Origin of the sequence: Pseudomonas sp. MYb193 (assembly GCF_002966775.1) — a bacterium.
GTDB lineage: Bacteria > Pseudomonadota > Gammaproteobacteria > Pseudomonadales > Pseudomonadaceae > Aquipseudomonas > Aquipseudomonas paracarnis.
The window spans coordinates 415,589-429,467 of record NZ_CP023269.1; the positions used below are offsets into that span (position 1 = coordinate 415,589).

The 13,879-nt window shown below is 60.6% G+C and carries 9 protein-coding genes and 2 pseudogenes; 8 read left to right on the top strand and 3 right to left on the bottom strand.

Going from position 1 to position 13,879, the window contains the following annotated elements:
• Positions 1 to 14 precede the first annotated feature (14 nt).
• The 8 genes and pseudogenes from pip (at position 15) to CLM72_RS01875 (ending at position 9,809) form a co-directional block, all read left to right on the top strand.
• Positions 15 to 986, top strand: a complete 972-nt coding sequence (gene pip, locus CLM72_RS01840) for a prolyl aminopeptidase (protein WP_034125552.1) — start codon at positions 15 to 17, stop codon at positions 984 to 986.
• The gene (gene dtd / locus CLM72_RS01845; RefSeq protein WP_105225461.1) at positions 983 to 1,420 is read left to right on the top strand and encodes a D-aminoacyl-tRNA deacylase; all 438 of its coding nucleotides are present in this window, start codon (positions 983 to 985) and stop codon (positions 1,418 to 1,420) included. The genes pip and dtd overlap by 4 nt, the downstream gene beginning before the upstream one ends.
• 267 nt (positions 1,421 to 1,687) lie before the next feature.
• Entirely contained in the window at positions 1,688 to 3,424 is a 1,737-nt protein-coding gene (locus CLM72_RS01850) for a glucan biosynthesis protein G (RefSeq protein WP_105229066.1), read from the top strand.
• A pseudogene (gene mdoH, locus CLM72_RS01855) lies at positions 3,417 to 5,995 on the top strand (glucans biosynthesis glucosyltransferase MdoH); the annotation flags it as partial. The gene CLM72_RS01850 and the pseudogene mdoH, both read left to right, overlap by 8 nt.
• Positions 5,996 to 6,174: 179 nt before the next feature.
• The gene (locus CLM72_RS01860) at positions 6,175 to 6,975 is read left to right on the top strand and encodes a transporter substrate-binding domain-containing protein (protein ID WP_105225463.1); all 801 of its coding nucleotides are present in this window, start codon (positions 6,175 to 6,177) and stop codon (positions 6,973 to 6,975) included.
• A 219-nt stretch (positions 6,976 to 7,194) separates the two neighbouring features.
• Positions 7,195 to 7,992 carry a transporter substrate-binding domain-containing protein gene (locus CLM72_RS01865; RefSeq protein WP_032901820.1) on the top strand — a complete coding sequence of 266 codons (798 nt, stop codon included), beginning with the start codon at positions 7,195 to 7,197 and terminating at the stop codon, positions 7,990 to 7,992.
• 130 nt (positions 7,993 to 8,122) lie between these two features.
• The gene (locus CLM72_RS01870) at positions 8,123 to 9,082 is read left to right on the top strand and encodes an amino acid ABC transporter permease (RefSeq protein ID WP_032893984.1); all 960 of its coding nucleotides are present in this window, start codon (positions 8,123 to 8,125) and stop codon (positions 9,080 to 9,082) included.
• Positions 9,075 to 9,809: an amino acid ABC transporter ATP-binding protein gene (locus CLM72_RS01875; RefSeq protein ID WP_105229067.1), complete on the top strand. Its 735-nt coding sequence runs from the start codon at positions 9,075 to 9,077 to the stop codon at positions 9,807 to 9,809. Before CLM72_RS01870 ends, CLM72_RS01875 begins: the two co-directional genes overlap by 8 nt.
• Positions 9,810 to 9,918: 109 nt before the next feature.
• On the opposite strand, the gene CLM72_RS01880 is transcribed toward CLM72_RS01875, so the two are convergent.
• The 3 genes and pseudogenes from CLM72_RS01880 to CLM72_RS29480 all read right to left on the bottom strand — a co-directional run.
• Positions 9,919 to 11,826: a methyl-accepting chemotaxis protein gene (locus CLM72_RS01880; protein WP_105225464.1), complete on the bottom strand. Its 1,908-nt coding sequence runs from the start codon at positions 11,824 to 11,826 to the stop codon at positions 9,919 to 9,921.
• Between the two features lie 135 nt (positions 11,827 to 11,961).
• On the bottom strand, positions 11,962 to 12,834 hold the full coding sequence (locus CLM72_RS29475; protein WP_370694792.1) for a methyl-accepting chemotaxis protein: 873 nt from the start codon (positions 12,832 to 12,834) through the stop codon (positions 11,962 to 11,964).
• Positions 12,820 to 13,878, bottom strand: a pseudogene (locus CLM72_RS29480) (methyl-accepting chemotaxis protein); the annotation flags it as partial. The pseudogene CLM72_RS29480 and the gene CLM72_RS29475, both read right to left, overlap by 15 nt.
• Between the last annotated feature and the right edge of the window lies 1 nt (position 13,879).

Genomic DNA, 13,879 nt, shown 5'->3' on the forward strand with positions numbered 1-13,879 from the left:
CTACGGAGCACGCAATGCAGACTTGGTACCCGCAGATCAAACCCTACGCCCGGCACGATCTGGCTGTCGATGACACCCACACCCTGTATGTCGATGAAAGTGGCTCCCCCGAAGGCTTGCCTGTCGTGTTCATCCATGGAGGCCCCGGCTCCGGTTGCGACGCCCAGAGCCGCTGCTATTTCGACCCGAACCTCTACCATATTGTCACCTTCGACCAGCGTGGCTGCGGCCGTTCCACGCCAAGGGCGAGCCTTGAGAACAACACCACCTGGGATCTGGTCGCCGACCTTGAGCGCATCCGCGAGCATCTGGGCATCGACAAATGGGTGCTGTTCGGCGGCTCCTGGGGGTCGACCCTGGCCCTGGCCTACGCGCAAACCCACCCCGAGCGCGTGCATGGCCTGATCGTGCGCGGCATCTTCCTCGCCCGCCCGCAGGATATTCGCTGGTTCTACCAGGAGGGCGCGAGCCGCCTGTTCCCGGATTACTGGCAGGACTATGTGGCACCAATCCCGGTGGAAGAGCGCCACGATATGATTGCCGCTTACCACAAGCGCCTGACCGGCAACGACCAGATCGCCCAGATGCATGCGGCCAAAGCCTGGTCGGGCTGGGAAGGCCGTATGTTGGGCCTGTGCCCGAGCCCGCAGCATGTGGAACGTTTTTCCGAGCCGCAGCGCGCCTTGTCCATCGCACGTATCGAGTGCCATTACTTCACCAACAACTCCTTCCTGGAACCCAACCAGCTGATTCGCGATATGCACAAGATCGCCCATCTGCCCGGCGTCATCATCCATGGCCGCTACGATATGATCTGCACGCTGGATAACGCCTGGGAGCTGCATCAGGCCTGGCCCAACAGCGAGTTGCAGGTGATCCGCGAAGCAGGGCACGCGGCGTCCGAGCCGGGCATCACCGACGCACTGGTGCGTGCGACCGGCGAAATGGCCCGGCGCCTGCTCGACCTGCCGCCTGAAGAAGCATGAAGGGCCTGTTGCAGCGGGTGCGTGGCGCCCGGGTTGAGGTCGCCGGGGAGGTGGTAGGCTCGATTGATCAGGGTTTGCTGGTGCTGGTGGCCGTCGAGCCTTCAGATACGCCCGAAAGCGCCGACAAACTGCTGCACAAGCTGCTTAACTATCGGGTGTTCAGTGACGAGGAGGGCAAGATGAACCTGTCCCTCAAGGACATCGGCGGCGGTTTGCTGCTGGTGTCGCAGTTCACCCTGGCGGCGGATACCAAAAGCGGGCTACGGCCCAGCTTCTCCACAGCGGCTCCTCCGGCCCTGGGAGCGGCGCTTTTTGAGCACTTGTTGTTACAAGCGCAACAAGTGCATGGCAACGTGGCGTCAGGGCGTTTTGGCGCGGATATGCAGGTGCACTTGGTCAATGATGGCCCTGTGACCTTCCTCTTACAGACATGAATGTATGAAAAACGACGTTAATGCCTAAAAACGCAGGATTTCGCTACAAATACTTCACTGTCCCTGATGCGTTGTCTCGCGGGCTACTAGATAATCGCGCGCTACGGGGATCAGCGTTGTTTGGTCCATTTTTGACTTAGGTAGAGCCTTGTCCGACAACCGCATGGGGAATCATTTCGCCCCAGAGGAGTCGGAACATTGCTCGCCAACCTGGCATATAGATAGCTGGCCGTTGGTTTTTTGATCTGTTTTCGGCGAGGGTTGCTCGTGATTGTTAGTCCCTGTAATGCACCAAAATTGTCTGCCAAACGGTTACGAAACGCACTGGTGACGGGCTCTGCCCTGTTTTGCCTGTTCGGCGCGGGTCAACTGTGGGCGTTCAGTCTGGATGATGTGTCGGCCAAGGCAAAAGAGCTGGCTGGGCAGAAATACGAAGCTCCGCGCAGCAATTTGCCGAACGAATTCCGCGAAATGAAATTCGCTGACTACCAGAAGATTCGTTTCCGCAATGAAAAAGCCGAGTGGGCCGATCAGAACACCCCGTTCAAGCTGTCCTTCTATCACCAGGGGATGCATTTCGACACCCCGGTGAAAATCAACGAAGTCACCGCCGACAGCGTGCATGAAATCAAGTACGACCCGACGCGTTTCGATTTCGGCGACGTGAAATTTGATCCTAAAGCCACCGAACAGCTGGGTTACGCCGGTTTCCGTGTACTTTTCCCGATCAACAAGGCCGACAAGCAAGACGAAATCATGACCATGCTCGGCGCCAGCTATTTCCGCGTCGTGGGCAAAGACCAGGTGTATGGCTTGTCTGCCCGTGGCATGGCGATCGACACCGCGTTGCCGTCTGGCGAAGAATTCCCGCGTTTCACCGAGTTCTGGATCGAGCGACCAAAGCCGGGTGACAAGCACCTGGTGATTTTCGCGCTGCTGGATTCGCCACGCGCCACTGGCGCTTATCGCCTGATCCTGCGTCCTGGCACCGACACCGTCGTGGACGTCAAATCCCAGATGTTCCTGCGTGACAAGGTCAGCAAGCTGGGCGTTGCGCCGTTGACCTCGATGTTCCTGTTCGGCGCCAACCAGCCGTCCAAGGTCCTCAACTACCGTCGCGAGCTCCACGATTCCAGCGGCCTGTCGATTCACGCCGGCAATGGCGAGTGGATCTGGCGTCCGCTGAACAACCCTAAACACCTGTCGGTCAGCAACTTCAACGTCGAGAACCCGCGTGGGTTCGGCCTGCTGCAGCGTGGCCGCAACTTCAGCCACTACGAAGACCTGGACGACAACTACGACAAGCGCCCAAGCGCCTGGATCGAGCCTGAAGGTGACTGGGGCAAAGGCTCTGTCGACCTGGTCGAGATCCCGACCGCCGATGAAACCAACGACAACATCGTGGCCTTCTGGAGCCCGGCCGAACTGCCAGAAGTCGGCAAGCCGCTGGACGTGGCCTACCGCCTGCACTGGACACTGGACGACGCGGCCTTCCATTCGCCGGACAGTGCCTGGGTCAAGCAGACCCTGCGCTCCACGGGTGACGTGAAGCAATCGAACCTGATCCGTCAGCCGGACGGCAGCGTGGCCTATCTGGTCGACTTCGAGGGCCCGTCCCTGAAGAAACTGCTGCCGGACGCCCCGGTGCGCAGCCAGGTAAGCGTGGGTGATAACGCTGAACTGGTTGAAAACAGCGTGCGCTACAACGAACACACCAAAGGCTGGCGCCTGACCCTGCGTATGAAGATCAAGGACGCAAGCAAGCCGACCGAAATGCGCGCGGCACTGGTGCAGGATATCGTGCAGCCTGAGCCTGAGTCGGTTTCCAACCATGTGCTCAAGGCCGATAAAGTCTTGGCCAAGCAGCATGAGAAACAGGCCAAGAAAGACGCCAAGGACAAGGAAGCCAAACAGCCTGAGGCTGCCCCAGCCACACCGGAGCCGATCAAGACCGAGCAAGTCCTGACCGAAACCTGGAGCTATCAGTTGCCTGCCGATGAGTAATTCTCAAGTCAAGCCAGAGACTCTGTCCGAGTACCTGGCGCATCTACCCATGACGGCTGAGCAGCGCGCCGAGCTGGCGGGCTGCAAGTCCTTCAGCGAGCTGCACGAACGTCTGTCGTCCAAGACCTTCGACGCACCGACCGACGCTGCCCAAGCGTCGGTTGGCCGCCGCTTGACCCTCAACAGCGCCGAAGAGCTGCAAGACGCCGAGATGCTGGCGCTCGATGCCAGCGGTCGTGTGTGCCTCAAGGCCACGCCGCCGATCCGTCGGACCAAAGTGGTGCCCGAGCCTTGGCGCACCAACATCCTGGTGCGCGGTTGGCGCCGGATGACCGGGCGCACCAACCCGCCCAAGCCACCGAAAGACGAGCGGGTGCTGCCGGCTGCGCGCTGGCGTACCGTGGGCTCGATCCGTCGTTACATCCTGTTGGTGCTGATGCTGGGCCAGACCATCGTGGCCGGCTGGTACATGAAAGGCATCATGCCTTACCAGGGCTGGTCGCTGGTCGACTTCGACGAGATCCGCAACCAGACCCTGCTGCAAACCGCTACCCAGGTACTGCCTTACGCGCTGCAAACCAGCATCCTGATCATGTTCGGGATTCTGTTCTGCTGGGTGTCGGCCGGTTTCTGGACTGCGCTCATGGGCTTCCTGGAGCTGCTGACCGGTCACGATAAATACCGTATCTCCGGTAAAAGTGCCGGTGACGAGCCGATTCCCAAGGATGCGCGCACCGCTCTGGTGATGCCGATCTGTAACGAAGACGTGCCGCGTGTATTCGCCGGCTTGCGTGCAACGTTCGAATCGGTGGCCGCAACCGGTGACCTGGACCGCTTCGATTTCTTCGTGCTCAGCGACAGTAACGACGCCGACATCTGCATCGCCGAACAGCAAGCCTGGCTCGACGTATGCCGCGAAGCGGGTGGTTTCGGCAAGATCTTCTATCGCCGTCGTCGCCGTCGCGTAAAGCGCAAGAGCGGCAACCTCGACGACTTCTGCCGTCGTTGGGGCGGTGACTACAAGTACATGGTCGTTCTTGACGCTGACTCTGTGATGAGCGGCGAGTGCCTGACCAGCCTGGTGCGCCTGATGGAAGCCACGCCGGATGCCGGGATTATCCAGACCGCGCCGCGTGCGTCGGGCATGGACACCCTGTATGCGCGTATGCAGCAGTTCGCCACTCGCGTCTACGGCCCGTTGTTTACCGCTGGCCTGCACTTCTGGCAGTTGGGGGAATCCCACTACTGGGGCCACAACGCCATTATCCGTATGAAGCCGTTTATCGAGCACTGCGCCCTGGCGCCGCTGCCCGGTAAAGGCGCGTTTGCCGGTGCGATCCTCTCCCACGACTTCGTTGAAGCCGCGCTGATGCGCCGTGCCGGCTGGGGCGTGTGGATTGCCTACGACCTGCCGGGCAGCTACGAAGAACTGCCGCCGAACCTGCTGGACGAACTCAAGCGTGACCGTCGCTGGTGCCACGGTAACCTGATGAACTTCCGCCTGTTCCTGGTCAAAGGCATGCACCCGGTGCACCGTGCGGTGTTCCTCACCGGCGTGATGTCCTACCTGTCGGCGCCGTTGTGGTTCTTCTTCCTGGTGCTGTCCACGGCCTTGCTGGCGGTGAACACCCTGATGGAACCGCAATACTTCATGGCGCCGCGCCAGTTGTACCCGCTGTGGCCACAATGGCACCCGGACAAGGCGGTGGCGCTGTTCTCCACCACCATCGTGCTGTTGTTCCTGCCTAAACTGCTCAGCATCATCTTGATCTGGGCCAAGGGCGCCAAAGAGTTCGGTGGCAAGTTCAAGGTAACCCTGTCGATGCTGCTGGAGATGTTGTTCTCCATGCTGCTGGCGCCGGTGCGGATGATTTTCCATACCCGTTTCGTCCTCGCCGCGTTCCTCGGCTGGGCCGCTACCTGGAACTCGCCGCAACGTGACGACGACTCCACGCCATGGAGCGAAGCGGTCAAGCGCCACGGTCCGCAAACCGTGCTGGGCTTCCTGTGGGCGCTGCTGGTGGTGTGGCTGAACCCGAGCTTCCTGTGGTGGCTGGTGCCGATTGTCGGCTCGCTGATGCTGTCGATCCCGGTGTCGGTGATTTCCAGCCGGGTCAAGCTGGGCCTCAAGTCCCGCGACGAGAGCCTGTTCCTGATCCCTGAGGAATACAACCCGCCGCAAGCCCTGCTCTCGACCGAGAAGTACACCCACGAAAACCGTTGGCACGCCCTCAACGACGGTTTTGTGCGTTCGGTGGTAGACCCACAGCAGAACGCCCTGGCCTGCGCCTTGGCGACCTCGCGGCACCGTGAGGCCGAGCCCATCGAGTACCTGCGCATGGAGCGTGTTCGCCACGCGTTGAAAGTCGGCCCGGCCGGCCTCAACAACAGCGAACGCCTGGCCTTGCTCAGCGACCCGGTGGCCCTGGCTCGCCTGCATGAGCAGGTGTGGAGCGAAGGCCACGTCGAGTGGCTAGGCGCTTGGCGTGCCTCGATCAAGGCCGATCCGCACGCGCCGTTGCTGCCCCTGCAACCACAGTCGTCCCAGGCCCAACCGGCCTGATTCAGGCACCCCCGAAGGCTCACTTCGGGGGTGTTTCAAACGTTGGTCCTACAGCGTTTTTCGCTTCTTCCTTTTTATAGCTAACTCCTTGTTATTTCGAAACAAAAGACCTTTGCTCGAGGCGTATTGCCGTGCCCGCGGCTGGGTTAGGATCGCCCCCCAAATTGGACTCGCCACGGGGGCATTCATGATCAAAAGGTATTGTTTGGCATTGCTGATGGGCTTTTTCCTGGGGGGGCACGCAGGCTTGCTTTACGCGGGCGCGCTGGACAACGCTGTGCGCCGTGGAGTGCTTAAGGTCGGTACAACCCCCAATAACGTCCCTTTCGAAATGCTCGATAAGCAGGGGCGCATCGTCGGCTTTGAAATTGACTTGCTCCATACCATGAGCCGCGCACTTGGCGTAGAGCTTGAATTGGTGGCAGTGCCTTACACGGATCTGTTGCCGGGGCTGATGACGAACAAGTTTGATCTGATTGGCAGCGGCATGACGGTCACTCAAGAGCGCAACCTCAAACTCAACTTCAGTGATTCATTTGTCGTGGTGGGCCAGACGGTGCTGCTGCATCCACGGCTGGCCGGGAAGGTCTCCAGTATTGAAGAGCTGGACGACGCCAGTTACCGCGTGGTTACCACCCAAGGCACCACCGGTGAAGCCGCAGCGCAGCGCTTTCTTGTATCTGCGCGGCTCAGCAGTGTGCCCAACCCGGAAGAAGGCGTGCGGCAGGTCGTTGAAGGCAAGGCCGATGCTTTTATCCATGATGCGCCCTACAACCTGATCGCGATGAGTCGGCCACAGAACAGTGCATTGTTGGCACTGGAGCAACCCTTCACCTTTGAGCCCTTGGCGTTTGGCCTGAAAAAAGGCGATTACGACAGCCTCAATTGGATCAACCATTTTCTCAACCAGATCGCCCAGGACGGCACCTACGATCGCCTGCATGACAAGTGGTTCAGGGATACGGCCTGGATAGCCGAGATCGACTGATCGTCATAACTGCTTACACATCAATCCCTGATCGAGAGGCCGCGCTGAAGCGTCTGCGCCTGTGCTTGGCCGGGTCGCTGTCAGGGTTTTCCGACACACGCCGATAACATTTACCGGTGAAACCTTTGTGGCGGACAACGAGTGGGTTAGGATCGCACCCCGAAATGGCGCAGCCCTCTTGTGCGCCAACCTTATAAGAATCGTTCAGGGGTCTTGATGATGAAAAAGTATCTTTCGATGCTGATGCTCGGCGTCACTGCGCTGGTCGCTGCCACTGCGGCCCAGGCCGGCGCCATTGATGAGGCGGTCAAGCGCGGCACGTTGAAAGTTGGCATGGACCCCACCTACATGCCGTTCGAAATGACCGACAAGCGCGGTGAAATCATCGGTTTCGAAGTCGACATCCTCAAGGCTATGGCCAAGTCCATGGGCGTCAAGCTGGAGCTGGTGTCCACCGGTTACGACGGCATCATCCCGGCCTTCCTGACCGGCAAGTTCGATATGATCGGCAGCGGCATGACCCTGACCCAGGAACGCAACCTGCGCCTGAATTTCAGCGAACCCTTCATCGTGGTCGGCCAGACGTTGCTGATCCGCAAGGAACTGGAAGGCACCATCAAGTCCTACAAAGACCTGAACGACGAGAAATACCGCCTGACCTCCAAACTCGGCACCACCGGTGAGATGGTCGCCAAGAAGCTGATCTCCAAAGCCAAGTACCACGGCTATGACAACGAGCAGGAAGGCGTGCTCGACGTGGTCAACGGCAAGGCTGACGCGTTCGTCTACGACGCACCGTACAACGTGGTGGCCGAGAAGAAAGTCGGTAACGGCAAGCTGGTGTTCCTGGAAGAACCCTTCACCTTTGAACCCCTGGCGTTCGGTTTGAAGAAAGGCGATTACGACAGCATCAACTTCATTAACAACTTCCTGCACCAGATCCGTAACGACGGCACCTACGATCGCATCCATGACAAGTGGTTCAAGAGCTCCGAGTGGCTCAAGGACATGGAATAAGGCCTGACACCGAGTTGCCTGTATCGCAGGCAAGCCAGCTCCCACATTTGACTGTATTCACACATCAACTTGTGGGAGCGGGCTTGCCCGCGATGGCGGCCTATCAGGCGACACCTATGCGGAAAGTGAAATGAAACAGAAAAAAGCCCAATGGCCCTGGCACCTGCTGACGGTGGTCGTGCTGGTCGGTCTGGCGGGTGCCTTGTACTACGCCACGTCGTTGATGTCTTACGAATGGCGCTGGAACCGCGTCCCCCAATACTTCGCCTATCAAGCCGAGACCTCCCAGCGCGCCGCGGATATTTCCACCGTGGTCGAGTTGGTGCGCAAAGGCGATACGGCCGAAGTCACCCTGCGCAACGACGCCGGAGTCGAGCAAAAGCTCACAGTCGCCGATAACAGCCTGCAAGTGGCGCGCGGCGACGATGTGGCTGAAGGCGATGTGGTCGGCGTGACCCGGCAATGGGCACTGGGGCCATTGATGTGGGGCTTGTGGACCACGCTGTGGCTGTCGGTGGTGTCCGGCATCCTGGGTTTGGCGATTGGCTTGGCGACCGGGCTGTGCAGGCTGTCGAAAAATCCCACCTTGCGCGATCTGTCGACAATCTATGTCGAGCTGGTGCGGGGCACGCCGCTGCTGGTGCAGATCTTCATTTTCTATTTCTTTATCGGCACGGTGCTCAACCTGTCCCGGGAGTTTGCCGGGATTGCCGCACTGTCGTTGTTCACGGGTGCCTACGTGGCAGAAATCGTGCGCGCCGGCGTGCAGTCCATCACCCGTGGCCAGGACGAAGCGGCGCGCTCACTGGGCTTGAGTGCCAGCCAGTCGATGCGCCACGTGGTACTGCCGCAGGCCTTCAAGCGTGTGCTGCCGCCCCTGGCCGGGCAATTTATCAGCCTGGTCAAGGACACGTCCCTGGTGTCGGTGATCGCGATTACCGAGTTGCTCAAGAGCGGCCGCGAAGTGATCACCACCTCGTTCTCGCCGTTTGAAATCCTGTTTTGTGTGGCGGGCTTGTACCTGCTGATCAACCTGCCGCTGTCGAAGATGGCCAGCCGGCTTGAGCGGAGGCTTGCCCAAAGTGATTGAAGTACGCGATCTGGTAAAAGTCTTCGATACCCGTGGGCAGGTGGTGCGCGCGGTGGATCACGTCACCACCCAAGTGGCCAAGGGCGAGGTGCTGGTGGTGATCGGGCCCTCGGGCTCCGGCAAGTCCACCTTCTTGCGTTGCCTGAATGGGTTGGAGGCGTTCGATTCGGGTTCGGTGAGCATCGACGGCCTGCAACTGGCCGACCCTAAGACCGACGTGAATGCCTACCGCCGTGAAGTCGGCATGGTGTTCCAGCACTTCAACCTGTTCCCCCACATGACCGTGCTGGAAAACCTGTGCCTGGCGCAAAAGGTCGTGCGCAAGCGCGGCAAGCAAGAGCGGGAGGCCAAGGCCCTGGCGCTGTTGGAAAAGGTCGGTATTGCGCAGAAGGCCCACGAGTTTCCATCGCGCCTGTCTGGCGGCCAGCAGCAGCGAGTCGCCATTGCCCGAGCCCTGGCTATGGAGCCCAAGGTGATGCTGTTTGATGAGCCCACCTCGGCCCTCGACCCGGAAATGGTCGGTGAAGTGCTCGACGTGATGAAGACCCTGGCCCTGGAAGGCATGACCATGGTGTGCGTCACCCACGAGATGGGCTTTGCCCGGGAAGTGGCAGACCGGGTGTTGTTTTTCGATCACGGCAAACTGCTGGAAGACGCCGCCCCGGCCGAGTTCTTCAATGCGCCGAAAGACCCGCGTGCCCAGGCCTTCCTGCGCCAAGTCCTGTAGAAATATTTGCCTCTGTGGCGAGCGAGCTTGCTCGCGCTGGAGTGCGAAGCGCTCCCAAGATTTTGGGGCCGCTGCGCAGCCCAGCGGGAGCAAGCTCCCTCGCCACAGGTCAAAGCTTGAATTTGTCGACCAGCGTCTGCAAGTCCAGGCTCAACCTGGTCAACTGAACACTCGCGGCCGCCGTTTCCTCGCTGGCGGCGGCGGTTTGTTCCGACACGTCCCGCACCTTCAATACACTGCGGTTGATCTCCTCGGCCACAGCGCTCTGCTGTTCCGCTGCGGCGGCAATCTGCGGGTTCATTTCCTGGATGATCGACACCGTGCGGGCAATGGCGCTCAGGGCGTCGCCGGCGTCGCGGGTCAGGGCGACGCTGTTGTCGGTCAGGTTGCGGCTGCTGTCCATGATGTCCGCCACCTGCTGAGTGCCATTGTGCAGGCCGAGGATCAGCCCTTCGATCTCCTCGGCCGATTCCTGAGTGCGTTGGGCCAGGCTGCGCACTTCGTCGGCGACCACCGCAAAGCCTTGGCCGGCAGTGCCCGCACGTGCCGCTTCAATGGCGGCGTTCAGGGCCAGCAGGTTGGTCTGCTGAGAAACAGACTTGATCACGTCCAGCACACTGGCGATCTTCTGGCTCTCCTGTTGCAGCGCGAGCATCGCACGGCCTGACAGCGCCATTTCACTGGCCAGGTTGCCAATCTGCTCCACGGCCTGGGTGACCACCTGCTCACCGGCGCCGGCCTGATGGTCGGCTTCTTGGGCCGCCACCGAGGCGCGTTCGGCGTGGCGCGCCACTTCCTGGGCAGTGGCGAGCATTTCATTCATTGCCGTCGCCACCTGGTCGGTTTCATCTTTCTGCTCGTTGAGCCCGCTGCGGGTCTGCTCGGTGACGGTGGATAACTGCGTGGCCGCTCCGGCGATCTGCCGGGCGCTGTCACCGATACTGCTGATCAGGCTACGCAGGCTGCGGGTCATTTGCCCAATGCTTTGCTGCAACTGGCCGAGTTCGTCGCGACGGTCGACCGCCATGTCATGGCTGAGGTCGCCCTCGGCAACACGGTGGGCGGCGCCGAGAATTTCTCGCAGTGGCGCCGCAATCTGCCGGGCGATCCACCAGGCGGCCAGCGTGCCCAGTGCCAGGGCGGCCACTGTCACGCTGATCAGCAACCTACGGGTTTGGTCCGCTTCGTTGTTGCGCCTGGCGTTCTGGCTCTGGCTCAGCAGATTGCTCTTGTCCCGCAGCTCGTTGAGTTGCTGTTCGAAGCTGTTTTGCACGGTTTCGGTATCGAGCTGGGCTTGCTTGAGCTTTAGCAGTTGTTCACGGTAGTTGGCCAAATCGGTCTTGAGCAGCGTCGAGTCCACCGGGAGCGCGGTGACGGAAGCCAGCGCGGCCTGCAGTTCATCAAGCGACTGGTCGAACGCGTCGGCGTAGGCCTTTAAGGTAACGGCCGCCCAGGCGGGGCTCTGCGCTCGATCTTCGGCTTGCTCCATGGCCTGGCGCAGGTTCTCGATGGCGTCGAGGGCCTTCTCGTCATTTTGATCGGGCAAGTCACTGGCCAGTTGAGCGAGGGTGTCACTGGCCTGCAGGGCGGACTTCTTGAGCGCCGGACGGATCTGCTCGCGCGCGGCCAGCAATGGTGGCAACTGTACGAGCGCGGCTTTCGAGCCCGACACCAACAGAGCCGCTTCTTCCAGCCATTGTCGGTCGGTGGCGGCTCGCAAGCGGCTCGAAAGGCTGGTCAGATACTGGTCGATCTGTTCAATCCTTTGGTTCATCTTGTCCAGGCTGTTGCTGTCCATCAGCGTGCGGTACACGATGCGGTCGGCGCGCATGGCCTCGGCTTCGACAGCCAGATGGCCCAGGACCGTCAGGCTGTCGGATCGGTAAAGCACGGCGCTCAAGGCTTGCCAGCCCGTGGCTGCGATCAGGAAACTGAGGATCAGCACTTGGCCAAAACCCAGGGCTAGCTTGAGGCGGACGCTGGCATTGACCAGCACGCGGGTCAGCCGAAGAAACATGGTGAACCTCCGAATCAGAGAAAGCGTTTCGCGACACATGAAACGCTAATTCGATTCGGGACCGTGGAGGGCTGATAACTGTGTAGGAGATTTCACAAGTTGCGGCGGCTTTGGTAAGCCGCCGCGTAGGGTAATTCAGACTCGGAAGCGCCCGACGAGGGTCTGCAGGTAGATCCCCAGGCGCGCCAGTTCGGCACTGGAGGACGCAGTTTCTTCGCTGGCCGACGAGGTTTGCTCGGAGATGTCGCGCACATTCAGCACGCTGCGGTTGATCTCTTCAGCCACGGCGCTTTGCTGCTCGGCGGCGGTGGCGATCTGTGAGTTCATGGCCTGGATGGTCGAGACGGTACGGGTGATATTGCCCAGCGCGTGGCCGGCCCGGCGCGTCAGCTCAACACTGCTCTCGGTCAGCCCGCGGCTGTTGTCCATGATGGTTGCCACCTGCTGGGTACCACTTTGCAGGCCGACGATCAGCTCTTCGATCTCTTCAGTGGACTTCTGCGTGCGCTGGGCCAGGCTGCGCACCTCGTCGGCCACCACGGCAAAGCCGCGCCCGGCCTCACCGGCACGCGCCGCTTCAATGGCGGCGTTAAGGGCCAGCAGGTTGGTTTGCTGGGCCACGGATTTGATCACGTCGAGCACACTGCCGATCTTGTCACTTTCGCGCTTGAGTTCACCCATGGCCACCGTGGAATTACCCACTTCGGTGGCCAGGCGCTCGATCTGGGCGATGGCTTCACCCACCACCTGGTCGCCTTCACGGGCTTGCTGGTCGGCAGCCACGGCGGCTTCCGAGGCCTCTTCGGCATTGCGCGCCACTTCCTGCACGGTGGCCGCCATTTCGTTCATTGCGGTGGCCACCTGGTCGGTCTCGACCTTCTGGCTGTTGACCCCGGCGCTGGTTTGTTCGGTCACGGCCGACAACTGCTCAGCGGCGCTGGCGATCTGGGTGACCCCGTCGCTGATCCCGCCGATCAACTCGCGCAGGCCCACGGTCATGCTTTGCATGGCACGCTGCAATTGACCCAGTTCGTCCTGGCGGCCCGATTCCAGGTTGTGGCTCAGATCGCCGGAGGCCACACGCTCGGCGACTTCGAGGGTCTGGTTCAGGGGGATGACGATCTGGCGGGTGATGGCCCAGGCCGCGAACAGGCCGAACGCCACCGCCAGTACAGTGGCAAGTAGCAATAAGTACTTGGCCTGGGCCACATCATGGTCGCGCACTGCGGTTTGCGAGGTGGTGAGCTTCTCGCTATGGCCCAACAGGATATCGCCCTGGGCACTTATGATTTTGAGGGCTGCGGCACTGGCCACCTGAGAGTCTCGGTATTGACTGACGGCGGCGCGATAGGCTTGCAGTGAAACACCGGCCTCTTGCAGGTTGGCCTGGTATTGAACCGGCAGTTGGCCTTGCAATTCGGTGATTTTCTTCAGGCCATTGTCGATAGCGTCGAGGGCGGGTTGCTCGGCTTCGACCTTGCCGCTGTAGGTGTAACCGCGTACCTGGAAGCGTGCTTGTTGGATCAGCTTGCTCAGGTCAACCACGCTGTTGAACTGGGTGACGCTGTCGCCTTGCAGCAGGCTTTTTTCAATCTCGTTGGTTTTGGCCACGGCATTGTCGGCGGTGTCTCCGAGCTTGCTGCGAGCACCCTCACGTTTGAGGCCCGCCTGGACCATGGCAGCAAAGGCTTTTTTGTATTGGCTCAAAGCTTCCTGTTGCTGTTCGACGAGAGCTTTGTCATTGGGTTGTTCGATTAACTGCGCGGCAGTTTTAAGGCCGTCGTCCAGCTGAGTGATCAGGCTTGTAACTGCGTCGGTGCCTTGCTCGCCACGGCGCATATCGAAGTCCAGGCGTGCCAGGCGCAGGTCTTTGGTCAGGCCATTGAGGCTGGAAATAAAGCCCAGCTTGTCGCCGCGACTGATCACATCCCCCAGGCCGGTCCAGCCGGTAAAGGTGATCAACAGCGTCAGGAGCAACACCAGGCCAAAGCCCACGCTCAGCTTGCGGTTCACGCTTATATTCCCCAACTTCTCGGCTAACCAACGATACATG

What these genes read in the sequence shown, in the direction of transcription:
- pip (WP_034125552.1), top strand. Translation starts at nt 15, where the DNA reads ATGCAGACTTGGTACCCGCAGATCAAACCCTACGCCCGGCACGATCTG.
- dtd (WP_105225461.1), top strand. Translation starts at nt 983, where the DNA reads ATGAAGGGCCTGTTGCAGCGGGTGCGTGGCGCCCGGGTTGAGGTCGCC.
- CLM72_RS01860 (WP_105225463.1), top strand. Translation starts at nt 6,175, where the DNA reads ATGATCAAAAGGTATTGTTTGGCATTGCTGATGGGCTTTTTCCTGGGG.
- CLM72_RS01865 (WP_032901820.1), top strand. Translation starts at nt 7,195, where the DNA reads ATGAAAAAGTATCTTTCGATGCTGATGCTCGGCGTCACTGCGCTGGTC.
- CLM72_RS01870 (WP_032893984.1), top strand. Translation starts at nt 8,123, where the DNA reads ATGAAACAGAAAAAAGCCCAATGGCCCTGGCACCTGCTGACGGTGGTC.
- CLM72_RS01880 (WP_105225464.1), bottom strand. Translation starts at nt 11,826, where the DNA reads ATGTTTCTTCGGCTGACCCGCGTGCTGGTCAATGCCAGCGTCCGCCTC.
- CLM72_RS29475 (WP_370694792.1), bottom strand. Translation starts at nt 12,834, where the DNA reads ATGCAAAGCATGACCGTGGGCCTGCGCGAGTTGATCGGCGGGATCAGC.